This is a genomic window from Bacillus sp. z60-11, assembly GCF_046464135.1.
Lineage (GTDB): Bacteria > Bacillota > Bacilli > Bacillales > Bacillaceae > Bacillus > Bacillus sonorensis_A.
In genome coordinates this window covers 257,423-282,488 of record NZ_JBIYSN010000001.1, presented here as the reverse complement: position 1 = coordinate 282,488, position 25,066 = coordinate 257,423, and the positions used below count along the sequence as shown (strand labels likewise).

At 48.5% G+C, this 25,066-nt stretch carries 24 protein-coding genes, 1 pseudogene and 1 riboswitch; of the genes and pseudogenes, 10 read left to right on the top strand and 15 right to left on the bottom strand.

Features of this window, described 5'->3' with window-relative positions; translation table 11 throughout:
* Positions 1 to 30 precede the first annotated feature (30 nt).
* Positions 31 to 210: a YjzC family protein gene (locus ACINLD_RS01500; protein ID WP_026586386.1), complete on the bottom strand. Its 180-nt coding sequence runs from the start codon at positions 208 to 210 to the stop codon at positions 31 to 33.
* Between the two features lie 184 nt (positions 211 to 394).
* Between ACINLD_RS01500 and ACINLD_RS01495 the strand changes: the two genes are divergently transcribed.
* Positions 395 to 1,207, top strand: a complete 813-nt coding sequence (locus ACINLD_RS01495; protein WP_077737055.1) for an undecaprenyl-diphosphate phosphatase — start codon at positions 395 to 397, stop codon at positions 1,205 to 1,207.
* A gap of 39 nt (positions 1,208 to 1,246) precedes the next feature.
* Here the strand turns inward: ACINLD_RS01495 and argF are convergent, their stop codons facing one another.
* From argF to yjfP, 10 genes and pseudogenes are all read right to left on the bottom strand, one after another.
* The gene (gene argF / locus ACINLD_RS01490) at positions 1,247 to 2,197 is read right to left on the bottom strand and encodes an ornithine carbamoyltransferase (protein ID WP_410206882.1); all 951 of its coding nucleotides are present in this window, start codon (positions 2,195 to 2,197) and stop codon (positions 1,247 to 1,249) included.
* The gene (locus ACINLD_RS01485) at positions 2,185 to 5,271 is read right to left on the bottom strand and encodes a carbamoyl phosphate synthase large subunit (protein ID WP_077737057.1); all 3,087 of its coding nucleotides are present in this window, start codon (positions 5,269 to 5,271) and stop codon (positions 2,185 to 2,187) included. Before ACINLD_RS01485 ends, argF begins: the two co-directional genes overlap by 13 nt.
* On the bottom strand, positions 5,264 to 6,328 hold the full coding sequence (locus ACINLD_RS01480; protein WP_077737058.1) for a carbamoyl phosphate synthase small subunit: 1,065 nt from the start codon (positions 6,326 to 6,328) through the stop codon (positions 5,264 to 5,266). The genes ACINLD_RS01485 and ACINLD_RS01480 overlap by 8 nt, the downstream gene beginning before the upstream one ends.
* A 68-nt stretch (positions 6,329 to 6,396) precedes the next feature.
* A complete protein-coding gene (locus ACINLD_RS01475; protein ID WP_077737059.1) occupies positions 6,397 to 7,554 on the bottom strand; it encodes an acetylornithine transaminase in 1,158 nt (385 codons plus the stop codon).
* A complete protein-coding gene (gene argB, locus ACINLD_RS01470; RefSeq protein ID WP_026586380.1) occupies positions 7,551 to 8,327 on the bottom strand; it encodes an acetylglutamate kinase in 777 nt (258 codons plus the stop codon). Before argB ends, ACINLD_RS01475 begins: the two co-directional genes overlap by 4 nt.
* A gap of 13 nt (positions 8,328 to 8,340) precedes the next feature.
* On the bottom strand, positions 8,341 to 9,561 hold the full coding sequence (gene argJ, locus ACINLD_RS01465; RefSeq protein WP_077737061.1) for a bifunctional ornithine acetyltransferase/N-acetylglutamate synthase: 1,221 nt from the start codon (positions 9,559 to 9,561) through the stop codon (positions 8,341 to 8,343).
* 18 nt (positions 9,562 to 9,579) lie between these two features.
* Positions 9,580 to 10,617 (bottom strand): N-acetyl-gamma-glutamyl-phosphate reductase, encoded by a 1,038-nt coding sequence (gene argC / locus ACINLD_RS01460; RefSeq protein WP_026586378.1) that lies wholly within the window; start codon positions 10,615 to 10,617, stop codon positions 9,580 to 9,582.
* 192 nt (positions 10,618 to 10,809) lie between these two features.
* A pseudogene (locus ACINLD_RS01455) lies at positions 10,810 to 11,138 on the bottom strand (VOC family protein).
* A 69-nt stretch (positions 11,139 to 11,207) separates the two neighbouring features.
* On the bottom strand, positions 11,208 to 11,516 hold the full coding sequence (locus tag ACINLD_RS01450) for a metal-sulfur cluster assembly factor (protein WP_026586377.1): 309 nt from the start codon (positions 11,514 to 11,516) through the stop codon (positions 11,208 to 11,210).
* A gap of 63 nt (positions 11,517 to 11,579) precedes the next feature.
* Positions 11,580 to 12,347, bottom strand: a complete 768-nt coding sequence (gene yjfP / locus ACINLD_RS01445; protein ID WP_077737062.1) for an esterase — start codon at positions 12,345 to 12,347, stop codon at positions 11,580 to 11,582.
* Between the two features lie 121 nt (positions 12,348 to 12,468).
* Here yjfP and ACINLD_RS01440 point away from each other — a divergent pair, with 121 nt between their 5' ends.
* From ACINLD_RS01440 to guaC, 4 genes are all read left to right on the top strand, one after another.
* The gene (locus ACINLD_RS01440) at positions 12,469 to 13,281 is read left to right on the top strand and encodes a Cof-type HAD-IIB family hydrolase (RefSeq protein ID WP_077737063.1); all 813 of its coding nucleotides are present in this window, start codon (positions 12,469 to 12,471) and stop codon (positions 13,279 to 13,281) included.
* 91 nt (positions 13,282 to 13,372) lie between these two features.
* Positions 13,373 to 13,513, top strand: a complete 141-nt coding sequence (locus ACINLD_RS01435) for a hypothetical protein (protein ID WP_179115743.1) — start codon at positions 13,373 to 13,375, stop codon at positions 13,511 to 13,513.
* A 1-nt stretch (position 13,514) separates the two neighbouring features.
* Positions 13,515 to 13,712 (top strand): DUF3813 domain-containing protein, encoded by a 198-nt coding sequence (locus ACINLD_RS01430; RefSeq protein WP_026586374.1) that lies wholly within the window; start codon positions 13,515 to 13,517, stop codon positions 13,710 to 13,712.
* Positions 13,713 to 13,892: 180 nt separating this feature from the next.
* Positions 13,893 to 14,873 (top strand): GMP reductase, encoded by a 981-nt coding sequence (gene guaC / locus ACINLD_RS01425; RefSeq protein ID WP_077737064.1) that lies wholly within the window; start codon positions 13,893 to 13,895, stop codon positions 14,871 to 14,873.
* A 266-nt stretch (positions 14,874 to 15,139) separates the two neighbouring features.
* On the opposite strand, the gene ACINLD_RS01420 is transcribed toward guaC, so the two are convergent.
* Positions 15,140 to 15,595: a BsuPI-related putative proteinase inhibitor gene (locus tag ACINLD_RS01420; protein ID WP_026586372.1), complete on the bottom strand. Its 456-nt coding sequence runs from the start codon at positions 15,593 to 15,595 to the stop codon at positions 15,140 to 15,142.
* Positions 15,596 to 15,610: 15 nt separating this feature from the next.
* Positions 15,611 to 16,453: a YitT family protein gene (locus ACINLD_RS01415; RefSeq protein ID WP_026586371.1), complete on the bottom strand. Its 843-nt coding sequence runs from the start codon at positions 16,451 to 16,453 to the stop codon at positions 15,611 to 15,613.
* A 198-nt stretch (positions 16,454 to 16,651) separates the two neighbouring features.
* On the opposite strand from ACINLD_RS01415, the gene ACINLD_RS01410 reads away from it, so the two are divergent.
* On the top strand, positions 16,652 to 17,512 hold the full coding sequence (locus tag ACINLD_RS01410) for a DegV family protein (RefSeq protein WP_026586370.1): 861 nt from the start codon (positions 16,652 to 16,654) through the stop codon (positions 17,510 to 17,512).
* Between the two features lie 36 nt (positions 17,513 to 17,548).
* Here the strand turns inward: ACINLD_RS01410 and ACINLD_RS01405 are convergent, their stop codons facing one another.
* Positions 17,549 to 17,743, bottom strand: a complete 195-nt coding sequence (locus ACINLD_RS01405; protein WP_077737065.1) for a spore germination protein — start codon at positions 17,741 to 17,743, stop codon at positions 17,549 to 17,551.
* Between the two features lie 153 nt (positions 17,744 to 17,896).
* On the opposite strand from ACINLD_RS01405, the gene ACINLD_RS01400 reads away from it, so the two are divergent.
* Positions 17,897 to 18,019: a DUF3941 domain-containing protein gene (locus tag ACINLD_RS01400; protein WP_077737066.1), complete on the top strand. Its 123-nt coding sequence runs from the start codon at positions 17,897 to 17,899 to the stop codon at positions 18,017 to 18,019.
* 25 nt (positions 18,020 to 18,044) lie between these two features.
* Here ACINLD_RS01400 and ACINLD_RS01395 read toward each other — a convergent pair whose 3' ends face one another.
* Complete coding sequence (locus ACINLD_RS01395; RefSeq protein ID WP_077737067.1) at positions 18,045 to 18,893, bottom strand: S1 RNA-binding domain-containing protein; 849 nt, start codon at positions 18,891 to 18,893, stop codon at positions 18,045 to 18,047.
* A 157-nt stretch (positions 18,894 to 19,050) separates the two neighbouring features.
* On the opposite strand from ACINLD_RS01395, the gene ACINLD_RS01390 reads away from it, so the two are divergent.
* The 3 genes from ACINLD_RS01390 (at position 19,051) to metH (ending at position 25,045) form a co-directional block, all read left to right on the top strand.
* Positions 19,051 to 19,542 carry a YajQ family cyclic di-GMP-binding protein gene (locus ACINLD_RS01390; protein ID WP_026586367.1) on the top strand — a complete coding sequence of 164 codons (492 nt, stop codon included), beginning with the start codon at positions 19,051 to 19,053 and terminating at the stop codon, positions 19,540 to 19,542.
* A 78-nt stretch (positions 19,543 to 19,620) separates the two neighbouring features.
* Positions 19,621 to 19,732, top strand: a riboswitch (SAM riboswitch).
* A gap of 74 nt (positions 19,733 to 19,806) precedes the next feature.
* Positions 19,807 to 21,645, top strand: a complete 1,839-nt coding sequence (locus ACINLD_RS01385; RefSeq protein ID WP_026586366.1) for a bifunctional homocysteine S-methyltransferase/methylenetetrahydrofolate reductase — start codon at positions 19,807 to 19,809, stop codon at positions 21,643 to 21,645.
* Positions 21,629 to 25,045 carry a methionine synthase gene (metH, locus tag ACINLD_RS01380; RefSeq protein WP_277692623.1) on the top strand — a complete coding sequence of 1,139 codons (3,417 nt, stop codon included), beginning with the start codon at positions 21,629 to 21,631 and terminating at the stop codon, positions 25,043 to 25,045. The genes ACINLD_RS01385 and metH overlap by 17 nt, the downstream gene beginning before the upstream one ends.
* Positions 25,046 to 25,066: the final 21 nt, after the last annotated feature.

Below are 25,066 nucleotides of genomic sequence, written 5' to 3'. Positions count from 1 at the left end.
TATTGCCGTCCATATCGGACGGCTGTTTTTTTACGGCTTTCTTTTATAGGTCCAAAGCCGGTTATGGTTGGATGTCTCAGGGAAATATTCACCTGCCGACAATTTAATTTGCTGCGGATTTTTCACCATGCTCCCAGTTTCGCCGATTTCAACATATACACCGTTGTTGGGCGCTTTTTGGCCCGGGCGGAATTGATGCTGCTGTCCCAATTTGTTTCACCCCTTTTTAGCCTTTAGATTTCCCTGTTCATGCACAAAACATGTTGATTTTATCTTTACAATCTTTTGCTTCTTTTAGTTTAATGAAAAAAGCGGTTGATTATTGAAACATAACATCTTTCCCTCCCGTCTGTTAGAAGGGCGGAAGAGAATACATGTGAAACGGAGGAAAACCATGGATTTTTTAATGTTGATTAAGTATGTCCTTTTAGGGCTCCTTCAGGGATTTACCGAACCGATCCCTGTCTCATCAAGCGGGCATTTGGTCCTTGCACAGCATTTTTTAGGCTTGAAAATTGAAGGGTTCAGCTTTGAGCTGTTGATGAATGCCGGCTCTTTGATCGCCGTATTGCTCGTGTATAAACGCGATATCATCCGGCTGGCGACGAACGGCTTGTCCTATGTAACAGCCGGAAACGAAAAAGGAAAGGCAGACTTCAGATTTATCGTCTATCTGATCATCGCCACAATCCCGGCTGGTGTTGTCGGCGTTTTATTCGATGATGAAATCTCGGCTTTCTTTAAAGACGGTGTGCACATTACCGCGATCACATTGCTCATTACAGGTTTGGCGTTGTTTTTGATCCGCAATCTTCGCGGCCGGAAAAACGACGGGGAAATGAGATTGAAAGACGCCGTCATTATCGGGCTTGCGCAAATGGTTGCCCTTGTACCCGGCATCAGCCGCTCGGGAGCGACGATCGTGCCGGCTATGGCGCTCGGCCTTAAGTCTGAAACCGCGCTGCGCTTTTCGTTTTTGCTATACATACCCGTCAGCCTCGGCGGAACGATTTTAAGCATCACCGATATTTTCAATGATCCGCGCCTGGGAGAGCTTTTCCTTCCTTATTTGTTTGCGTTCATCGTCTCCATCATTGCCACGTATTTTTCTTTGCGCTGGTTTATGAATATTATGGCGAAAGGAAACTTGATTTATTTCTCCATCTATTGCTTTATCATCGGAATCGCGGTATTGATATTTGCATAAAAAAACGGCTGATCTTCATTGATCAGCCGTTTTTTCGTTTTAAGCAAGCAGCGCCTTCAGCAAGGCTTTCTGCGCATGAAGACGGTTTTCCGCCTGCTGGAAGACGGCTGAGTTCGGTCCGTCGATGATCTCCGCTGTCACCTCTTCTTCCCTGTGGGCGGGAAGGCAGTGCAGGAAGATATAATCGGGTTTGGCGCCGGAGACAAGGGCGCCGTTCACTTGATACGGCTTAAACACATTGAGGCGCTCGTTTGTTTCCGCTTCCTGCCCCATGCTTGTGAAAACATCTGAATAAATGACATCCGCATTCTGTACGGCTGTTTTTGGCTCATTGGTGATCGTCACCTTCGCACCGGATTCAGATGCGAACACTTCGGCAAGCTTGACAATCTCCCCGTCCGGTTCATAGCCCTTAGGCGAGGCAACCGTAATGTCGCTGCCGACTTTGGCACAGGCGATTAAAAGCGAGTGGGCGACATTGTTGCCATCGCCGACATAAACGATTTTCAGCCCGCTTAACGTTCCTTTTGCTTCTTGAATGGTCAAAAGGTCTGCGAGCGCCTGGCACGGGTGAAAAAGGTCTGTCAAACCGTTGATAACGGGAATGTCCGCATGTTCGGCAAGCTCTTCAACTTTTTCGTGTTCAAATGTGCGGATCATGATGGCGTCAACATAGCCTGAGAGCACCTTTGCCGTATCGGCGATCGTTTCGCCTCTGCCGAGCTGCATATCCTTGCTGCTTAAAAACAAAGCGTTTCCGCCGAGCTGGGCCATGCCAGCTTCAAACGATACGCGCGTCCGCGTCGATGATTTTTCAAAAATCATCGCCAATGTTTTTCCGTTAAAGATGTTTTGTATTTTGTTTTTCTTCATGGCGGCTGCTTCTTCGAGCAAATAAAGGATTTCCTCTTTCGCAAAGTCTTTCAGGCTTAAAAAATCTTTGCCGGACAAATCAATTTTTGGGGAACTCCCGATGTTTACAGTAGACATATTTCCACTTCCTTTTTGTATAAATCCTTGAGGGAAACGGCCCGTGTCGTTCCGCTCCCGCTTTTTAAAAATGCCCGCACCGTGTCTTCTTCCGTCATCACGGCCACTCCATGGGTAATGGCGTCCATGCGCTGCCGTTTCGCCTCAGCGGAATTCGTCAAATTAATATGAAGCGCTTTGTCCGGCCGTTTGATCCAGCTTGCAAAATCGGCGGATTGAACGGTGAAGCCCGCCTGCTCTGCGACATGTTTCAGATCGCTGCCCGCTTCCATGTAGATGCAGCCTTTCGTCTTCCAGACGCCTGCAAAAATTTTCTTCATGGCGCTTTCCGGGCTGTATGCGACATACATTCCTTCCCCTGTCGATTTCATCTCAGGTCCGAGCTTCAAATCGACATCCTGGATCGCATGTGATGAAAAGACCGGAAATTTCACAGCCACACCGCGGCTGTTTTGTGACATGGGCTTCAGCTCTTTGAGCGTCAATCCGGTTAAGAGCTTTGCCGCAAGCGGAATCATTTGGACTCCCATCACTTTGCTGACGACGGGAACGGTCCGGCTTGCCCGCGGATTGACTTCAAGGATGAGCAGTTCGTCTCCGTTCGCGATGAATTGAATGTTCATCATCCCTTTAAATTCAAGCTTGCGGACGATTTTTCCGGCTGCTTCTGCAGCGGCACGCTTCATTTTGCCGGTCACAGAAGGCCCCGGGAGAATCGCATAGCTGTCGCCGGAATGGACCCCGGCTTTTTCGATATGTTCGATATAGGTTGGGATATAAATGTCCTCACCGTCGCTTACAAGGTCAATTTCAAATTCTTTTCCGGAAATGTATTGATCGATCAAAATCGGATACGGCATCGCTGCACCGTCTGCCAGCTCCAGAAGCTCTTCTTCCGACTGAACGATCATCATTCCCATCCCGCCGATGACATATGACGGTCTGATCAGCACCGGATAGCCGATATCATGTGCTTTTTGCACGGCTTCTGTTTTTGATGATGCCGTCTCCCCTTTGGCGTGGGCGATGTCCAGTTCATCAAGCAGCTGATAAAACTGGTCTCTGTCTTCAAGCAAATCAAGTGTTTCAGATGACGTACCCAAAAGGGGGACACCCGCTTTCTCGATCGCTTCAGCCACATTGATGGCCGATTGGCCGCCGAATTGAACAATGGCAAAATCGATATCCTCGGCTTCCGCGACATTTAAAATATGTTCGGGTGTGATCGGTTCAAAGTATAGCCGGTCTGCCATTTCATAGTCCGTGCTGACCGTTTCCGGGTTGTTGTTCAGCATGATCGTTTCGTATCCGAGGCTTTTCAGCGTCATGACGCTGTGAACGGCGCTGTAGTCAAATTCGACGCCCTGGCCGATCCGGATCGGTCCGGACCCGATGATAAGGGCCCGTTTTTTCGTTTTCCGTGAGAAATCTCCGTCGCTTTCTCCGAAATAAGTGGAGTAAAAATAGTTTGTTTTTGCGTCAAACTCTGCGGCGCAAGTATCGACGATTTTAAATGAGGCGGTAATGCCTTTTTGCTTGCGGAGCGCGCGTACGTCTTCCTCCGTTTTTCCCGTTAAAGAAGCGATCGTCAAATCGGTGAAGCCCTTTTCTTTGGCCTTTTTCAACAGGTCGCCGGAAAGGGCGTCCCCCTGTTCCATCAGCGTGTTTTCAAGCTGGATCATGTTGGCGAATACATGGAGGAAATAGTAATCGATCTTCGTTTTCACATGAATGTCTTCGATAGAAACGCCCCGGCCCAACAGTTCCATGACCGCGAAAAAGCGGCGGTCATCAGGGGTCTCAAGCAAAGTCCACAAAGCATCGGAAGACACGTCGCCAAGCTCTGGCAAATGGGTTCCGACCGTTTTCAGTTCAAGGGATGCGACCGCTTTTTGCAGCGCCGCTTCAAGGTTGCGGTCGATCGCCATGACCTCCCCTGTCGCTTTCATTTTTGTGCCGAGCTTCCGGTCGGCGTTTTTAAATTTGTCAAACGGCCAGCGCGGGAATTTGACGACGACGTAGTCAAGCGCCGGTTCAAAACTCGCATATGTCGAATCTGTCAGCGGATTTTTCAGTTCATCGAGCGTGTAGCCGACGGCCAGTTTGGCCGCCATTTTCGCGATCGGATAGCCGGTCGCTTTCGAAGCGAGGGCTGAAGACCGGCTGACCCTCGGATTGACTTCGATGACATAGTAGTTTTGACTCTCCGGATCAAGTGCAAATTGAATGTTGCAGCCTCCGACCACATCGAGCGCTGAAATGATTTTCAGGCTGGCCGAACGCAACCGTTGATAATCAGCATCGGTTAATGTCTGCGACGGGGCGACAACGATCGAGTCACCGGTGTGGATGCCGACCGGATCGATGTTTTCCATGTTGCAGACGGTGATGCATGTATTGTTCTTGTCGCGCATCACTTCGTATTCGATTTCTTTAAAACCGGCAATGCTTTTTTCAACAAGGCATTGATGGATCGGACTGGCGAGGAGCGCGCTTTCGATCAGGGGCATGAACTCCTCCTCCGTCTTCGCGATGCCCCCGCCTTTTCCGCCTAATGTATAAGCCGGGCGAACGATGATCGGAAAACCGATGGAGAGTGCAAAACGAAGCGCGTCCTCTTTGTTGTCGACGATTTCCGAATCGGGAACCGGCTCATTCAGCTCCTTCATCAGGGCACGGAATTTTTCCCTGTCCTCGCCTTTTTCAATCGTATCCACCGATGTTCCGAGCAGCTTCACCCCGTATTTATTGAGAATCCCGGCTTTTTCAAGCTCGACCGCTAAATTGAGCGCCGTTTGCCCGCCTAAATTGGCAAGCAGTCCGTCCGGCTTTTCGCGCTTGATAATTTGCGTGAGGCTTTCTGTCGTCAAAGGTTCAAAGTAAATCTCATCGGCAAAAGACTCATCGGTCATGATCGTCGCCGGATTGTTGTTGACGAGAATTACCCGAAAGCCTTCATTTTTCAGCGCCATGCATCCTTGTGTTCCGGAATAGTCAAATTCTGCAGCCTGCCCGATGATAATCGGGCCTGATCCGATAACGAGTATGCTTTTAATGGTGTGATCTTTAGGCATGGGCGATTTCTCTCCTTGCTTCGTTCAATTTCTGTAAATATTCGCTGAATATCCACTCGCTTTCAGCCGGTCCCGGATGGGCTTCCGGATGAAACTGAACGGATATGACAGGCCGTGTTTTATGCATCAGTCCTTCGACAGAACCGTCATTGACATGCTGAAACCTGACCGAAAATTCCTTTGTGCTGATCGCAGCCTCATCTACCACATAGCTGTGGTTTTGGCTCGTCATAAAAACGCGGCCGGTTTCTCTGTCTACGACAGGATGATTGGCTCCCCTGTGGCCGAATGGCAGCTTATACGTGTCACCGCCAAAGGCGAGGGCGATCAGCTGATGCCCGAGACAAATGCCGAGCGTCGGGTAGGCTTTGATTAACCCCCGAAGCGTTTCCATATACGGGAGGATGGCTTTCGGATCCCCCGGGCCGTTCGAAAGGACGATCCCGTCCGGATTCAGCTTTGAGACGTTTTCCATCTCTTGATATGGAACGATCGTCACTTTGCAGCCTTGTTTGACAAGGGATGAAGCGATCGATTTTTTATAGCCGAAATCGATCAGCACAACATGTGTCGAGCCTTCTCCAAAAGTGCCGTTTTCATTCTGTCCGGCGACCTGTGCTGCGACATTTTCCATTAGACGCGGACCCGGCTTGCTGTCCTTTTGCAAGGTCAGCTTGGCATTGAGCGTTCCTTTGGCTCTGATATGCTGGACGACCGATCTCGTATCAACGTGTGACAAAAGCGGAACATCCCATTTCCCCAAGTACTCGCGCAGGCTTTTTTTCGCCTGATAATGGGAAAACTTGTCGCACGCTTCATAGACGACAACGCCCTTTACCTGCGGGCGCTTGCTTTCATAATCGCTGTCATTAATGCCGTAGTTGCCGATCAGCGGATATGTGAACACAATAATCTGTCCTTTATATGAAGGATCTGTCAAAACCTCCTGATAACCGGTCATTCCCGTGTAAAAGACGACTTCACCGGTACAGCCATCAAGGCCTTCCAATTCACCGCTGAAGGCAGTTCCATCTTCAAGAACCAAATATCCTTCCATCTTATGCCCACCTCTGATGAATAAATAATAATATTTATGAATTTTTATACCGTTCGTGCGAAAAAAAATTACTGTTTGACAGCCATATGATCTGTAAACACGCGGTTCAGCTTCTCCACCGCTTGACTGATTTCGTTTTTTTCGACCGTGAGCGGCGGCAGGAGCCTGATCACATTTTCACCTGCCGGAAGTACAAGCAGGCCTTCTTTTTGAAGCGCTTCGATCAGCGGCTGAACGGGTTCTTCACATTCAATGCCGGCGATCAGCCCTTTCCCTCTGATGTCTTTAACAAATGGAAACTGAAGTTTTTCTTGCAGTTCCTTCTGCAAATACGCTCCTTTTTCCGCGACTTCTTCGAGAAAGCTTTTTTCAAAGATCGTTTCCAATGTGGCGTTTGCCGCTGCCATGGCCAGCATATTTCCGCCAAAAGTCGTCCCGTGTGAACCTGGGGAAAACACTTCTGAAAGCTCTTTTTTACCGATCACCGCTCCGACCGGAAAGCCGCTTCCCAGCCCTTTGGCGACGGTGATGATATCAGGCGTCAGCCCTTCGTGTTCGTATCCGAAAGCTTTTCCTGTCCTGCCGATACCCGTCTGCACTTCGTCCACGATGAGAAGGGCTTCATTTTTTCGGCAGAAAGCTTGAACTTCCTGCAAAAAAGCTTTGTTCGCCGGAATAACTCCGCCCTCGCCTTGAATCGTTTCCAGCATCACCGCTGCGACATCCTCTTGATTGCTTAATGTTTGAAAAGCCTCCGGCTCATTGTACGGGAGATAGTGAAACCCGGTCAGCATCGGTCCGAACCCGTGTTTAATCTTTTCCTGTCCGGTCGCGGCCATCCCTGCATACGTGCGGCCGTGAAAGGATTGCTTGAACGTGATGATCTTCGTCTTCTGCGTATATTTCCGCGCCAGTTTAATCGCCGCTTCATTGGCTTCGGCCCCGCTGTTGCAGAAAAAAACGAGATCGCCTGCACTGTGGTTGGCCAGATGTTCTGCTACTTTTTCTTGAAGGTTATTTTCGAATAAATTTGAAACATGCCAGACCTGATCGAGCTGTTTCTTGATCGCAGCTGTCACAGCATCAGGACAATGCCCAAGATTGCAGACCGCGATTCCCTGCACAAAGTCCAGGTATTGTTTTCCGTTTTCGTCTTCGGCGATCGTGCCTTTTGCTTTTGTAATGTTGATATTCCAGCGGCTGTACGTCTGAAATAAATGGCTCACGATACCGCCTCCTTTTGCTTGATGATTTTTGTGCCGATAAATGCATCCTCTTTCAGGAAAGAACCTTTTCCGCTGACGATCATGACCTCCTCCATTTGTTCGCTGAGAGCCGCGACCGCGGAATTCACCTTCGGTATCATCCCGCCGGAAATCACGCCAGCTGCAATCAGCTTTTCGATCTCTTCTGGTGTCAGTGCTGACAGCATGTTCTCGTTTTTCATGATGCCTTTTACATCTGTCACAAACATCAATTTGTCAGCGCGCAGAGCTCCGGCTATGGCTGATGCCGCCAAATCGGCGTTTACATTCAGCGTCTCGCAAGCCGCAGTCATTGACAGCGGGGCAATGACCGGGATGAAGCCTTTTTCCATGAGCGCTTCCGCCATCTGTCCGTTTACCTTTGTAATACGTCCGACCTTGCCGTATTCTTTTTCGTTTAAATATTCGGCCACGAGGAGGCCTCCGTCTTTTCCTGAAACCCCGACCGCAGGGAGCCCGTGTTTTGCAAGCTCAGAAACGAAATACTTGTTGATGGAACCGGAAAGCACCATCTCGGCGACATCCAGAACCTTTTTGCTCGTTTTCCGCTGTCCGTTGACAAACTCTGTATCGATGTTCAGTTTATCCAGCATTCTTGTAATGTCAGGGCCGCCGCCATGGACGACCGCGATATGCCAGCCTTCTTCAGCCAGCTTTTTTAGATTCTCAAAAAATTCGTCTGAAAGCTCGCGAATGACGCTTCCGCCGCATTTAAAAACGATTGTTTTGCCCATTGCTTTCCCCTTTTTACGTGCGATAGCTCGCGTTGATTTTGACGTATTCATAGGTTAAATCACAGCCCCAGGCCGTCCCTGTTCCGTCTCCCTCACCCATACAAACATCGATTTTCACTTCGCTGTTTTCCAAGTATTCTTTGGCAAGCTCTTCGGAAAACGGCTGTGGTTCATTGTTTTTAAACAGACACTGCCCGCCGAGGTGGATTTCCACCTTTTCAGGTGTCACAGAAGCCATGCTGTCGCCGATTGCGACGATGATTCTGCCCCAGTTGGCATCCGTTCCGTAGATCGCTGTTTTGACAAGGTTGCTGGCGACGATTTTTTTGGCGATGATCCGTGCCTCAAGATTCGTTTTCGCGCCTTTGACCCGGGCTTCGATGAGTTTCGTCGCCCCTTCACCATCCCTTGCGATTTGTTTGGCGAGGTCGGTGCAGACAAGGTGCAGACCTTTTTTAAACACCGGCCAATCCTCATGCTCCTCGCTGAGACACTCATTTTCGGCGCAGCCGTTCGCCATCACGAGGACCATATCGTTAGTGGATGTATCGCCGTCGACCGTAATCTGGTTGAACGAGGCATCGGTGATTTCCCTCAGCGCTCTTTTCAGCGCGCCCTCTTCTATACAGGCATCTGTGGTGACAAAACCGAGCATCGTCGCCATGTTCGGATGGATCATCCCCGAGCCTTTGGCGGCTCCGCCGATCGTCACTTTTTGACCGCCGATCATCAGTTCATAGCAGGTTTGTTTTGTCACCGTGTCCGTCGTTAAAATCGCTTCTTCGAAATCGCCTTCTTCGGGCGTCGTCTCTTTGAGAAGGCTGATCCCTTTTGTGATTTTCTCCATATCGAGGTGCTCGCCGATGACACCTGTTGAGGAAACGGCCACAAGCTCCGGAGCAATGCCGAGAATTTCCGCCGTTTCCCGGCGCATCTCATATGCATCAACAAGCCCCTGTTGACCCGTACAGGCATTGGCAATCGCACTATTGACAATGACCGCTTGAAGGTGCGCATCCTTTTTGAGGCTGTCTTGCGTCACCTTAATCGGTGCGGCCTGGAAATGGCTCTGCGTATAAACGGCCGCACTCACCGCCGGAACTGTGCTGATGATGATGCCCAAATCCTTTTTGGAATAGCGAAGGCCGCAGTGAATTCCTTTAGCCGCATAACCTTTCGGTGAAGCGATGCTTCCATCTGTTTTTTTGATGCTGTCTTGACTCACCTGAATCATGATTTGCTCTCTCCCGTCTTATGGATAAATTGGCGTAAAATCAAGTCCCGCCGCTTCATTCCAGCCGTTCATGATGTTAAAGTTTTGAACAGCCTGCCCCGCGGCACCCTTCATTAAATTGTCGATCACCGATACGATCGTCACCCTGTTCGTCCGCTCGTCTACAGTGACGCCGATATCGCAGAAATTGCTGCCGTACACTTCCTTTGTCGCCGGAAATTCACCCGATTCTCTCACTCTGACAAAATAAGAATCTTGGTAAAAATCAGAAAACACTTGCTGCAGCTGATCACCTGACACACTTTCCTCAAGCTCTGTATAAATCGTCGCCATAATTCCTCTTGTCATCGGCGCCAAATGCGTGCTGAATGTGATCGGTTTAAAATCGGGGTCCCACCGTCTTGCAGCCTGCTCGATTTCCGGTGTGTGCTGATGTTCGTTCACCTTATAGATTTTAAAATTGTCGTTGACCTCGGAAAAATGGGTTCCCATTGAAGGCTTTCGGCCGGCCCCTGATACACCTGTTTTCGCATCAACGATGACAAACGATCCGCCGATGAATCCCTTTTTGACGAGCGGAGCCAGCCCGAGCAGAACCGCTGTCGGAAAACAGCCGGGATTGGCTATGTAGTTCGCCTTTTTGATTTCTTCCCGATTTAATTCGGAAAGCCCATACACCGCTTGTTTCAGTACATCTGCCGGAGCCGGCTCCCTTTTATACCACTTTTGATAAACAGATCGGTCTTTGATTCTGAGATCGCCGGACAAATCGATGATCGGCAGGTCGTATGAAGCAAACTGCGGCGTCAGGCGGCTGGATACGCCCGGAGGAGCCGCCATAAACAAAAAATCGATTGTCTCTGCTATTTCCTCGATTTCAATCGGTTTAAGGGTTTGATTCGTCAATTTTACAAGGTGCGGATATGACTGATGGTACGGAACCCCCTCATCACTCGATGAATACAATATGCATTCATCTGTATAAGGGTGCGACCTGAGGATTCTTGTGATCTCTGCGCCTCCATAGCCAGTTGCACCTATAATACCTATTTTCAAAACGAGTTCACCTTCTTGGTCTTTGTGAAATTATTTAACATTATAACATGAATAAAAATTAATTCAATTGTATATTTAATATTTTTTTATGATTTGGCAGATTGATTTTCACCATCAAAAAAAGCCCGCACTCCATGCGGGCCGGAAAAAACGTTTGAAGCTGCCGGCGAATCATCCGAGCTTGACGAATGATCAGCCCGGAAGGTCAAGCGGCCATGAGACGCCGAACTGATCGGACCCAGGCGACTTTTTGGCTGAATCCGTAATCGCCGAGCGGCATCAACACTTCTTCGCCGGCGGTCAGCTCCTGATACAGCCTGTCGATATCCGCTTCTGTTTCACACGTCAAAAACATGAAAAAAGAAGGGATGAACGTAAAATCGTGTTTCACTGAACAGTCTATATACATAAATTCCTGTCCCTTCACTCCCTTCTCCACCATAACGGGTCAGACTCTTGATTTCCGCTTCCTCAATTAAAGATATGTATGTTCTGGCTTTTTCCGCATTTCCTTGAAACATGAAAAACGGTGTTATCTTTGCACTCCTTTAACAAAAGAGCCTGTCAAAATTCGACAGACTCTTCATCCATTATTGTATACCGAGGGCAATTTTTGCATAGCGGGACATCTTATCCCGTGTCCAAGGCGGATTCCAAACGATGTTGACATCGACCTCTTTCACTTCCGGAATATCTGCGAGCGCTTTTTTGACTTCATCGACGATGATCGGCGCGAGCGGACAGCCCATTGAAGTCAGCGTCATGGTGACGTCGGTCTTCCCGTTTTCATCCATGTCCACTTCATATACGAGGCCCAAATTTACGATATCGACGCCAAGCTCAGGATCGACGACCTGCTCAAGAGCGCCCATGATATTTTCTTTCAATGCTTCATCCACAGCACTTCACTCCTTTTTTCATCAGTATAACGTACTTTCGTTATTTTCTAAAATGAAAGTACTTTAAAGATGCTTGTCAAACCACTCCACTGTCTTCAAGAGGCCTGTCCTTGAGACTTTATGGCCCGCGCGTTCATCAGCGATAAACTGAAGCAGGTCCGGCTGTGATTCGTATTGACCGGTGATCGCTTCATAAAATCTGTGCGCCGGTGCAAACGGAACGGTGCCGTCCTGTTTGCCGTGCCAAAACAAAAGCGGCCTCATGTTCAGTTTTTCCGGCTGAAGCGAGAGATCATATTGTTTCAATTCTTCCCGCTGCTCTTCAATTTGTTCTTCAGATACAGGAATCTTGATTTGTTTTTCACGGAAATACGCGAGCTGCATGTCGAAAAATTCCACATAAGCAGGACAGCCCATCAAACTGACAGCCGCTCTGATCCATTCGTATTCGGTCAAGGCGCCCAATGTGACGATTCCGCCCATGGACGTTCCAGCTACCCCGATGCGTCCATTTTCAATCAGATTTCCCTGTTCAAAATGGTTTTTCAGCACTTCCAGCTCTTGAATTTCATTGGTGATAATCGTCCAAAACCTTGAAGCCAGCTGATCGGAAGCAAGCTGCTCCTCCCTCTCGCCGTGGCAGGCCGCCTCAGGCAAAATGACGCGCATTCCCTTTTCGGCAAGGAGGTATGCATAATGAAGGTTGTGTTCTTTTGCGCTTGTAAATCCGTGTATAAACATAACAAGAGGAAGAGCTTTCTCTTTGTTTTCCTCTTTTACAACATGTAAAAAAGGAATGTTTGCAATCTGTTGATTATCGATTATGATCACGATTTTTTCTTCCTCCTTTAGGATGTCCATCATCATCAGTTTAACATGTAGACAATAAAGAAGGTAAAAAGATACACTAAGGGTAAGTCAGAATTTTAAATTTACGGTTAAAGGAGCACTTATGGAAACAAAACCATATTTAATTGCACTGGACTTAGACGGTACATTATTAAAAGATGACAAGACCATATCCGAAAGCTCTGCCGAAGTCATTCAGAAGCTCAGGGAAGAAGGCCATAAAGTCTGCATTTCGACCGGAAGGCCGTTTCGGGCAAGCTCCATGTATTATGAGCAGCTTCAGCTTGACACCCCGATCGTCAACTTCAACGGAGCGTTCGTCCATCATCCGAAGGATGAGACTTGGGGAAGATTTCACACATCCCTTGATCTGGATGTCGTCAAACAGATTATTGAAGTCAGCGAGTCCTATGATGTACACAATATCCTTGCTGAAATCGTCGATGATGTCTATTTCCACTATCATGATGAAAAATTGATCGACGTCTTTACAATGGGAAGCCCGAACATCACAGTCGGCGATTTAAGAACAAACCTCGGCCAAGATGTGACAAGCGTCCTCATCCACGCCAAAGAGGAGGATGTTCCCGCGATCCGCTCGTATTTGTCAGACGTTCATGCAGAAATGGTCGACCATAGAAGATGGGCCGCTCCATGGCATGTCATTGAATTGATCAAAAGCGGCATTAACAAAGCGGTCGGCTTGCAAAAAATTACGGACTACTACGGCATTCCCGCTGAACGCGTGATCGCCTTCGGTGATGAAGACAATGACCTGGAAATGCTTGAATTTGCAGGATGCGGCGTGGCGATGGGAAACGGTATTGCAGGTGTCAAAACCGTCGCCGACCGCGTGACAAAGTCGAATGAAGAAGACGGCATCGCCGACTTTTTGAAGGAATATTTCGCATTGTAATTTTTATTTTGCCATTCATAAGCAGGTTTAAGACAGCCATACTAGAGAAAGACGGAATGTCCGTCGAACTCGCTTTAAGGGGGCAGTCAGGATGGGTAAACGAAGCAAATCGAAAAGGTTTATTCAGCAAGGCAAAGACTCGCTTAAACAGCATGCCGCCAGGTTCCCTTACCGTTCCACATTAGAAGAAGCCGAACGGCGCACAGGACCGACCGAATGCGGAGGTCTGTAGCATGAGAAACGAATTGTTTCAAATGGCAAAGACGGCCGTTCAGGAAGCGGAAACGATGGCCAATACCGCGGAAGCAAGCGAACAAATGAAAGCGATCGAAAGGGCCAAAAACGCCGTTTCTTCCGCATTCGCTAATTCCACTGATGCAGAGCGCCGCGAGCTTCAACATCTTCAGGAACAGCTAGATCAATTATCTTAAAACACCAGGAGCTTGTGTCTTTGACACAGGCTCCTTTTTTTCGCCCATTAAAAACATCCATATTTTCCTAGCCCTTTAAATCATAAAAAATTTGACATCAGAAACAAAACAGAGTACATTAGAAAAGGCGAACGTTTTATATAATAAAATAAATAACATTCGTTTTTAGGAGTGGATATGATGGATAACGTGTTTGATTATGAAGATATTCAATTAATTCCTGCAAAATGCATTGTCAGCAGCCGTTCTGAATGTGATACATCCGTCAGCTTGGGCGGACGGACATTTAAGCTGCCTGTCGTGCCCGCCAACATGCAGACGATTATAGATGAAAAACTTGCGGCTTCATTGGCTGAAAACGGTTACTTTTATGTGATGCACCGCTTTGAACCCGAAAAGCGTCTCGATTTTATTAAAAACATGCACGAGCGCGGCTTGTTTGCTTCGATCAGTGTGGGCGTTAAGCTTGAGGAGTATCAATTTGTACAGCAGCTTTCAGAGGAAAATATCGTTCCTGAGTACATCACGATCGACATCGCACACGGGCATTCAAACGCCGTCATCGACATGATTCGGCACATTAAAAAACATTTGCCGGAAACCTTTGTCATCGCCGGCAATGTCGGAACGCCGGAAGCGGTAAGAGAGCTGGAAAACGCCGGAGCTGACGCGACAAAGGTCGGAATCGGCCCCGGAAAAGTATGCATCACAAAAATCAAAACCGGATTTGGAACAGGCGGATGGCAATTGGCCGCACTGCGCTGGTGTGCCAAAGCTGCCAGCAAACCGATTATCGCCGACGGCGGCATCCGCACCCACGGGGATATTGCGAAATCAATCCGATTTGGAGCAACGATGGTGATGATCGGTTCATTGTTTGCCGGACACGAGGAATCTCCCGGAAGAACGATTGAAAAAGACGGAAAGCTTTACAAAGAGTACTTTGGTTCCGCTTCGGAATTTCAAAAGGGCGAAAAGAAAAATGTAGAAGGCAAGAAGATGTATGTTGAGCATAAAGGCGCGATCATGGATACGCTGACCGAAATGGAACAGGATCTTCAATCATCGATCTCATATGCCGGAGGAAACAAGCTTGAGGCGATCCGCAATGTCGATTACGTCATCGTCAAAAACTCCATCTTTAATGGGGATCAATATTAAAAAAGCATCCGGTAATGAACTGCACCCCAATTGTTAGACACCATCTAACAATTGGAGGTGCAGTTTTCTTATGGTTGCATTTATAGCTAAGAAAAGTACTCAAAGGGCAGCAATCGATTGCCAGATGTGTTGCAGAATACATGAATGACTGCGATCACAAACAAATGAAAGCAAGATGAAAAGGCATGAGCCCGGTACAATATCGGACTCAAGCCAATCAAACTGTTTCATGAATTATTGGGGGCGCTTCATAAGGGATGCTTTTTTCATTTCACTTCAAATGTTTTAGACGCCCGCAATGCGGAAGCGACCTGTTCCGTTCTCCCCTTGAACATGACGCTCACTTCATATTGGCCCGGCTCCGGCACTTCTTTCCACACATCTGTGAAATCATATGTTTCCTTCGGGTTCAATGTCATCGTCTGAAAAGCTTGTGTAAACATTTTCCCTTTTGAATAGCGATATCTTTCGGTTCCCGCCTCGTCTGTGACGACAAGCTCGAACTTCTGCCCGCTGCTGAATTCGAACACAACGGCTTCATCCGTATGATTGACAACCGACATTTGGAATTCGATTTCCCCCGGTTTTTGCACGGGTTCGACCGTCAAAAGAACACTCCCGTTATCCACTTCCCCAGATACCTCCTTTTCGGGGCCATCCGCCCCGTTTTGACCGCATCCACTGACAAACAGCAGCACCACAATGATCGATATCAGCCGCATTCATTCACCCTTCCTTCAGTCTTTGCGGAAAAACCCTAACACTTGAGTTGTTTGCACGACATTTGTGAAAGCTTTTGGATCAACTTCATTGATAATCTTTTCTAAATCGTATAGTTCATACCTCGTGATGACGATCACCATCATTTCTTTTTGTTCATTGGTAAAAGCACCTTTGGCCGGCACGGTTGTAATGCCGCGGACCATTTTTCCGTAGATTGCCTCCTTGATCTCCTCCGCTTTCTTTGTGACGATCATGACGGTGAGTTTGGCATGGCGGGTATGGATCGCATCAATCACCCTTGTTGTCACATATAGTGTAACGAGCGTATATAATGCTTTCTCCCAACCGTTCAATAATCCTGCTGTTAAAATGATGGCTCCGTTTAAAATAAAGAAATAGGTGCCGACCGGCTTATCCTTCCATTTCGCCAGAATCATGGCGATGATATCCAAACCGCCCGTTGAAGCTCCGTATTTCAGCGTCAGCCCGATTCCGACCGCTGCGATCACCCCGCCAAAAACGGCGTTCAGCAAAATATCGTTTGACAGGCTCGTTTCCGGCAGCATGCCAAGGAACACCGTCGTCAGCGCAACGCTTAAAACACTGTAAACCGTAAAAGAACGCCCGACCTTCAGCCACCCTAAAATGCCGACGGGAATGTTTAAAATAAACAAAAGCGTCCCGGTTGAAAAATAAATCGGGCTGTACTGGTCAAGCGCGCTCGATAAGAGCTGCGCAACACCTGTAAAACCGCTGGCATACACATCTGCGGGAATTAAAAACAAGTTTAAGCCGATCGCATTCAACAATGCACCGATGATGACAATGAACAATTTTTTCGCTTCTGCTATGACCATTTTTTGAGTTCCTCCGCTTATTCCGTATATATTTGGTTTACCCTTAAAACAATATTTTGAAAACGGCAATTTAAAAATATATGATATAGTTGATCTGAAAACAAGCTGGAATAGGCGTTCGATTTTCATCAAGGAACAGCTGTCCGCGGGCTTTCCCGCCCAAAAATCCTAACCATTTTTCAGAAAGAAGGGGTTCAAATGACCGTTCATCTTATAGCCGACAGTGCGGCGGATTTGCCTAAATCATATTATGAAAAGCATCATATCTCGTTCATTCCGCTGCGGGTGCTGCTCGATGACCAAGAGTATGATGATCTTCTCTCCATTCAGCCGTCCGACGTATATGAAGCGATGCGCGAAGGCAAAGCGCCGAAAACGTCGCAGCCGTCTCTAAAGCTTTTGCGCGACACCTTCAGCCGGCTGGCGGAAAAAAAGCAACCTGCTTTATATGTCGCCTTTTCCTCAGAGCTTTCGGGAACCTATCAGACCGCTGTGATGGCGGCAAACGAAGTCAAGGAAGAATTTCCGGAATTCGATTTGCGAATCATCGATTCAAAATGCGCTTCACTCGGTTACGGTCTGGCTGTAAGGCACGCCGTCGAACTCGCTACTAACGGCAATACAATACAAGAAATCGAATCGTCTGTAAAGGACTTTTGCGAACATCTTGAACATATTTTCACAGTCGATGATTTAACTTATTTGGCCAGAGGCGGAAGAATCAGCAAAGCATCGGCCTTCGTCGGAGGACTGTTAAACATTAAGCCGCTTCTCCATGTCGAAGATGGCAAGCTTGTCCCTCTGGAAAAAATCCGGGGCAAAAAGAAACTGCACAGGCGGATGATCGAATTGATGAAAGAAAGAAGCCGGGATTTAAGCGGGCAAACGGTCGGCATCAGCCACGGAGACGACGCGGAAACAGCCGAAGAAATCAAACGCCTGATTGAAGCCGAATTCGCGCCGAAAGAAATCGTCATCAACATGATCGGTTCAGCCGTCGGCGCCCATGCGGGACCCGGCACATTGGCGATCTTTTTTCCGGGAAAAGATAAAAGATAAACAAAAACAGGCCTGCTTAAAAGCAGGCCTGTATCGTCAGTCGTCCACGTTGATTGTCCCTTCACCAATGATCGGTGAAAGCGATTCGGCGACCGCAGTCCCGACATCCGGACCGCCAGCCCCCTCGATCACCTTTTCCATTGTGACCGGAGAAATCCTGTACGCTCCGCCGAAGTTGACAATCCCTCCCGCAGACACATGATGAATGTAAACTGAGCAGCTATGTTTCATACTAAGTCTCCTTTTTCGGGTCTTATGATATATGTATGCCGGCGGAGGAAGAAGGCATAAACTTCCCGGCAAAAAATATCGCGATGGGAGAATACATAGTTTTGCCTCCGATGAGCAACATAAAAGCGACATTTTAACGGGAGGTGCTTCCTCATGAAAGATGATGATAAAAAGCCGGTTGACAACAACGCCGTCAACCAAAAGAAAAACCGGCTCGCCGAAAAAAACAGACAAGCCGGAAAACACCAGTATTCCAAAAAAACCGATCATTTGTAAGCCAAAGGGGCGATTGCGCCCGCCCCTATTTTTTCTCGTATGTCCAGCCCTCTTCCTGATAGATTTTCCCCTGCTTCATCAGGTGGCCGAGCGCTCTTTTAAACGCCGCCTTGCTCATGTTAAACCGCTCTTTGATATCTTCCGGGTCGCTTTTATCCCAAAAAGGCATCGCACCGTTTCTCGTCCTCATATAAGTGAGGATCTGTTCGGCGTCAACAGACATGGCGTCCTGCTTTCTCGGCAGGAGCGACAAATTGACCGTACCGTCTTCTTTTACTTTGATCACCCTTGCTGTCAGCCTCTCTCCAAGCCTCGGCTCTTCTTTTCTTTCAGATGAATGGATAAAGCCTCTTATGCCTTCATCGGAAATCAAAAAAGAGCCTGATGCGATCAAACGGTATACTGTTCCTGTCATCTCCTTGTTCATTAAATCGTCCGAAGCTTTGTGAAAAAGCTCGCTCATCTTGTCTTCCGGAGCAGGTTTGGCAAACATTCTGCCGTGGCTTGTGATCTTCAGCATGCAGTACAGCCTGTCCCCTTTTTGAGGCCAGACAGATTCATAAGGCGGAAGATGTTCGGTGGCGACAAGCGCATCCTTTGTGAGCCCGACATCGACGAACACCCCCATGTCGCTGACGGCATCCACGACTTCCACCCAATCGTAGTGATCAGCGCTGATGATCGGTTTTCTCATCGTAGCCGCCAAGCGCCCCTCATGATCGACATACACAAAAACGTCGACTTCTTCCAGATCTTCTATATCCGCGGTGACCTCGCTGTGATGGAGGAGAATCGATTCATCTCCGTCCGTCAAAAAGTACCCGTAGTCGGCTTTGTGATCTATTTGCAAAGTTAATTGCTGTCCCGGTCTCATATTGATTCTTCCTTTCTTCATGCACCTGTTCTATTGATGTATTCCTCCAATGTTCAAATTATTGCCAGATAACGGCCAGGCAAAACCGTACCATATTGGAAGTTTCACCTTATTCTACTATAATTGACTCATAAGTAAAATGGATGGAGGTTTTCACATGGCAAAAGAAAGCTCATTTGACATCGTCTCAAAGGTTGAACTCCCTGAAGTTCAAAACGCAATTCAAACCGCTCTGAAAGAAATCGGCACACGCTATGATTTCAAAGGTTCAAAAAGCAGCATTACGCTTGAAGGAGACGAGCTTGTCCTTGTCTCAGACGACGAGTTTAAAATGGACCAGCTGAAAGATGTCCTCGTCGGCAAGCTGATCAAGCGGAATGTCCCGACAAAGAACATCGAATACGCAAAGCTTGAGAACGCTTCAGGCGGAACCGTCAGACAGCGGGGCAAACTGGTTCAGGGGATCGATAAAGACAACGCAAAGAAAATCAACAATCTGATCAAAAAATCTGGGCTGAAAGTCAAATCCCAAATTCAGGATGATCAAATCCGGGTAACCGGAAAAAACAAAGACGATCTCCAGCAAATCATCGGCTTAGTCAAAGAAGCAGACCTTCCGATTGATGTTCAATTTATAAATTTTCGATAAATTCTCAATTTACTGTTGATTATTCCCCCGATTTTCGGTAAATTGAGTTAAAGTATTCATCACACAATTGAATAGCTGTTCTTATCAAGAGAGGCAGAGGGACTGGCCCGATGAAGCCTCAGCAACCGGTGAATGAATATTCATGACCAAGGTGCTAAATCCAGCAAGCAGTCTGCTTGGAAGATAAGAAGACCGACATTGTCGCTTAAAAGTCTTCTTATCAGAAGACTTTTTTATTTATCAACATGTTCAAGGGGGAAAACAATGGGTTTTTTGGATGATATAAAACACAACATTTTAATCGCCGACGGCGCCATGGGGACGCTCCTTTATTCTTACGGAATCGACCGCTGTTTTGAAGAATTGAATATATCAAAGCCCGATGAAGTTAAACGCGTCCATGAAGCATACGTCCAAGCAGGCGCCGACATTATTCAAACGAACACGTACGGTGCAAACTTCATCAAGCTGTCCAGATACGGCCTTGAAGACGAAACGAAGCAAATCAACGAAAAAGCCGTCCGCATCGCCCGTTCTGCCGCCGGTTCCGCGTATGTTTTCGGAACGCTCGGCGGAATCCGGACGTTTAATAAAAACACGTATTCACTCGATGACATTAAACGGAGCTTTCGCGAACAGCTTTACCTTCTATTAAATGAGGAGCCTGACGGGCTTCTTCTGGAAACCTATTATGATTTGGAAGAAGCGCGCGAAGTGTTGAAGATTGCCAGAAAGGAAACAGACCTGCCGATTGTTCTGAATGTCTCCATGCATGAGGAAGGTGTTCTTCAAGACGGAACACCGCTCAGCGACAGCTTAAAGCTTTTGGCTGATCTCGGAGCCGACGTGGTCGGCATCAACTGCCGCCTCGGTCCCCATCATATGATCAAAGCGCTCGAAGAAGTGCCGCTTTTGGAAAACGCCTACCTTTCCGTCTATCCAAACAGCAGCCTTCCATCCCTTGTTGAAGGTCGCCTCGTCTATGAAACTGATGACCAATATTTCAGAGACAGTGCGAAGGAATTTCGCAACCAGGGCGCACGAATCATCGGCGGATGCTGCGGTACGACGCCGCACCACATCAGAGCGATGGCTGAAGCGGTCAAAGACCTTCCGCCCGTCACCGAAAAACATGTCAAAATCAAAAAGCAAGCGCAAGCGGCCGTTCAACAAGAAAGAACAGAGCCCGCACTGGACGAACTGGCAAAAGAAAAACGATCGATCATCGTTGAACTGGACCCTCCTAAACAATTAAACTTTGAAAAGTTTCTCCGCGCAGCAGAGGAATTAAAGGCGGCGGGAATCGATGCCCTGACCTTGGCGGACAACTCGCTTGCGACTCCGCGGATCAGCAATGTCGCCTGCGGGGCGCTGTTAAAGCAGCGGCTCGATATGAGGTCACTTGTCCATATCACCTGCAGAGACCGCAACCTGATCGGCCTGCAGTCTCATTTAATGGGCCTTGACACCCTCGGGCTGTCCGATGTGCTGGCGATCACCGGCGATCCGTCGAAAATCGGCGACTTCCCGGGCGCCACCTCCGTCTATGACTTGACGTCATTTGATTTGATCGGCCTGATCAAGCAGTTCAATGAAGGTTTGTCCTATTCCGGGAAACCGCTCGGCAAAAAAACGAACTTTTCTGTCGCCGCCGCCTTCAATCCGAACGTCAGACACATTGATAAAGCGGTCAAACGGATCGAGAAGAAAATCGACTGCGGCGCCGACTATTTTATTTCCCAGCCGGTCTACTCGGAGGAACAGCTCATCAAGATTCATGAGGAGACAAAGCATCTTGAGACACCGATCTACATCGGCGTCATGCCTTTGACAAGCAGCAGGAACGCGGAGTTTATTCATAATGAAATTCCCGGGATCAAGCTGTCGGATTCGATCCGCGAAAAAATGGCGCTTGCCGGAAATGACAAACAAAAACAGACGCAGGAAGGCCTCGCGATCGCCCGCTCACTGCTTGACGCCGCATGTGATTTGTTTAACGGCATCTACTTGATCACACCGTTTTTGCGCTCTGACTTGACAGCAGAACTGACGGCTTACATTCACCAGAAAGAAAAGGAGACCGCAAATGTCTATCATCAATGACCAGCTGAAGAAAAAAATCCTCGTCCTTGACGGTGCGATGGGCACGATGATTCAAGACGCAAACCTGTCTCCCGCCGATTTCGGCGGAGAGGCATATGAAGGATGCAATGAATATTTAAGTGTGACGGCCCCGCACATCATCCAAGGCATCCATGAAGCGTATCTCGCCGCAAAGGCCGATATCATTGAAACGAATACATTCGGTGCAACCCGGCTCGTGCTTGACGAGTATAACCTGGGACATCTCGCCTATGATCTGAATCTCGCTTCCGTCAAGCTCGCCAAAGCGGCCGCTGAAAAATTTTCAACGCCTGAGTGGCCAAGATTTGTCGCAGGTGCAATGGGGCCGACAACGAAAACACTCTCGGTCACAGGAGGGACAACATTTGATGAGCTGATCGCCAATTATGAGGAGCAGGCAAGGGCTCTGATCACAGGCGGCGCCGATCTGCTCCTGCTTGAAACAAGCCAGGACATGCTCAATGTTAAAGCCGGCTTTATCGGAATCAGGCAGGCTTTTGAAAAGACCGGCACAACCCTTCCCCTCATGGTATCGGGAACGATAGAGCCGATGGGCACGACGCTTGCCGGGCAGGATATCGAATCATTCTACATCTCGCTTGAGCATATGAAACCGGTCAGTGTCGGCTTAAATTGTGCGACAGGCCCTGAATTTATGACCGATCATATCAGAACCCTTTCTTCACTCGCGCGGACGGCCGTCAGCTGTTATCCAAACGCCGGCCTTCCCGATGAAGAAGGACAGTATCACGAATCCCCACAGTCACTGGCGAAAAAAATCAGGGCTTTTGCCGAGGAAGGCTGGCTCAACATCGTCGGCGGATGCTGCGGAACGACGCCCGCCCATATCGAAGCGCTGGCCGAAGAAGTCGCTGCACTCCCGCCGCGTCCGTTGCCTTCGGGGAAAAGACCGCACACCGTCTCAGGGATTGACGGCTTAATCTATGAAGAAACGATGCGCCCTCTTTTTGTCGGCGAACGGACAAATGTGATCGGTTCACGCAAATTCAAACGGCTCATCGCCGAACAAAAATTTGAAGAAGCCGCCGAAATCGCCAGAGCCCAGGTGAAAAACGGGGCGCACGTCATCGACATCTGCCTCGCCGATCCTGACCGGGATGAAGCGAAAGATATGGAAGGCTTCTTGAAGGAAGCCATGAAAAAAGTAAAAGCGCCGTTTGTCATTGATTCAACCGATAAAGAAGTCATCGAAAAAGCGCTCAAATACTCTCAAGGAAAGGCGATTATCAACTCGATCAACCTGGAAGACGGCGAAGAGCGGTTCGCCGACATTCTCCCGCTCGTCAAACGGTTCGGCGGCGCACTCGTCGTCGGGACGATCGATGAAACAGGAATGGCCGTCACCGCGGACAGGAAGGTTGAAATCGCGGTCCGCTCGCATCAGCTGCTCACCGAAAAATACGGAATTCCGGCAAGCGACATCATCTTCGATCCGCTCGTCTTCCCGGTCGGAACCGGTGACGAACAATATATCGGGTCTGCGAAAGAAACGATTGATGGTATTCGGCTCATTAAAGAACGGCTGCCTGAATGCTTGACGATTCTCGGGGTCAGCAACGTCTCCTTCGGCCTTCCTCCCGTCGGCAGGGAAATCCTGAATGCCGTCTTTTTATACCATGCCACACAGGCCGGGCTTGATTACGCGATCGTCAATACGGAAAAGCTTGAGCGGTTCGCTTCCATTCCAAAGGAAGAGATCGAATTAGCCGAAAAGCTGCTGTTTCAGACAGATGATCAAACACTTGCCTCGTTTACCGATTTTTACAGGGGAAAGAAAAAAGCGGACAAACAGCCGAAAACGTCCCTTTCCCTGGAAGAGCGTCTGTCCGAGTACGTGATCGAAGGTACGAAAGAAGGGCTGATTCCCGACCTCGAACAAGCGTTGGAAAAATTCGACACCCCGCTCGATGTGATCAACGGGCCGCTGATGGACGGCATGGCGGAGGTCGGGCGCCTGTTTAACAACAATGAGCTGATCGTCGCCGAAGTCCTTCAGTCAGCTGAAGTGATGAAAGCCGCCGTTTCCTTTCTCGAAAACTATATGGAGAAAAAAGACGATAGCGGCAAAGGCAAAATTATTTTGGCGACCGTCAAAGGCGATGTTCATGATATCGGCAAAAACCTAGTCGACATCATTTTAAGCAACAACGGCTACAAAGTCGTCGATCTCGGCATTAAAGTGACACCGCAGGAGTTGATTGAAGCGATCCGCAAAGAAAATCCCGACATCATCGGTCTGTCCGGCCTGCTCGTTAAATCGGCGCAGCAAATGGTCGTCACCGCACAGGACTTGGATAAAGCCGATATCTCCGTACCGATCATGGTCGGCGGTGCGGCGCTTTCGCGAAAATTTACGAACATGAAAATCTCGCCTGAATATAAAGGTCCGGTTTTATACGCGAAGGACGCCATGGACGGCTTATCGCTCGCCAATCAGCTGCGGACGAACCCGTCGCAGTTCCTTGAGAAAAAAGAACAGGCTGCACCTCAAGCCGTCGCAGAAAAGAAACCGTCGAAAGCTGTTGTTGAAATGCTTGAAAAGCGCGCCCACATCCCGAAAGCGCCCGTCTTCAAGCCGGAGGATTTGAAGCGGCACTATTTGAAAAACATCGATCTATCCTATATCGTGCCGTACGTCAATCAGCAAATGCTGCTGGGCCACCATCTTGGGTTAAAAGGAAAGGTGAAAAAACTTTTTGCCGAAAAAAATCCGAAAGCGCTCGAGTTGAAAAACGTAATCGATGAATTGCTGAGAGACGGAAAAAAACACGGCTGGTTCGATCCCGCCGTCGTCTATCAATTTTTCCCGGCCTATAGTGAAGGAGATTCGCTTCATATTTTAGATCCGGAAAAACAGGACAACATCCTTGAAACATTTGTGTTCCCGCGGCAGGAGAAGCTTCCGTTCCGCTGTATTTCCGACTACATCCGGCCGAAAGGCGAGCTAGACTATGTATCGTTTTTTGCCGTGACAGCCGGGAGAAAAGTGAGGGAAGTGGCCAACCGCTTTAAAGCGGAAGGCGACTACTTAAAAAGCCATGCGGTACAAGCGCTCGCTCTTGAGCTGGCCGAAGGGCTCGCCGAGCGGACACACCAAATCATCCGCGACCGCTGGGGCTTTCCGGATGCACCCGACTTTACGATGGAGCAGCGTTTTCAAGCGAAATATCAAGGCCAGCGCTACTCCTTCGGATATCCGGCCTGTCCGAATCTCGAAGATCAGGAAAAGCTCTTCAGACTCATCCAGCCGGAAGGCATCGGCGTCCGCTTGACAGACGGGTTTATGATGGAGCCGGAAGCCTCCGTTTCGGCAATCGTCGTCTCACACCCGGAAGCGAGATATTTCAATGTTCATTAAAACAACCCCTGCCTGCCGATT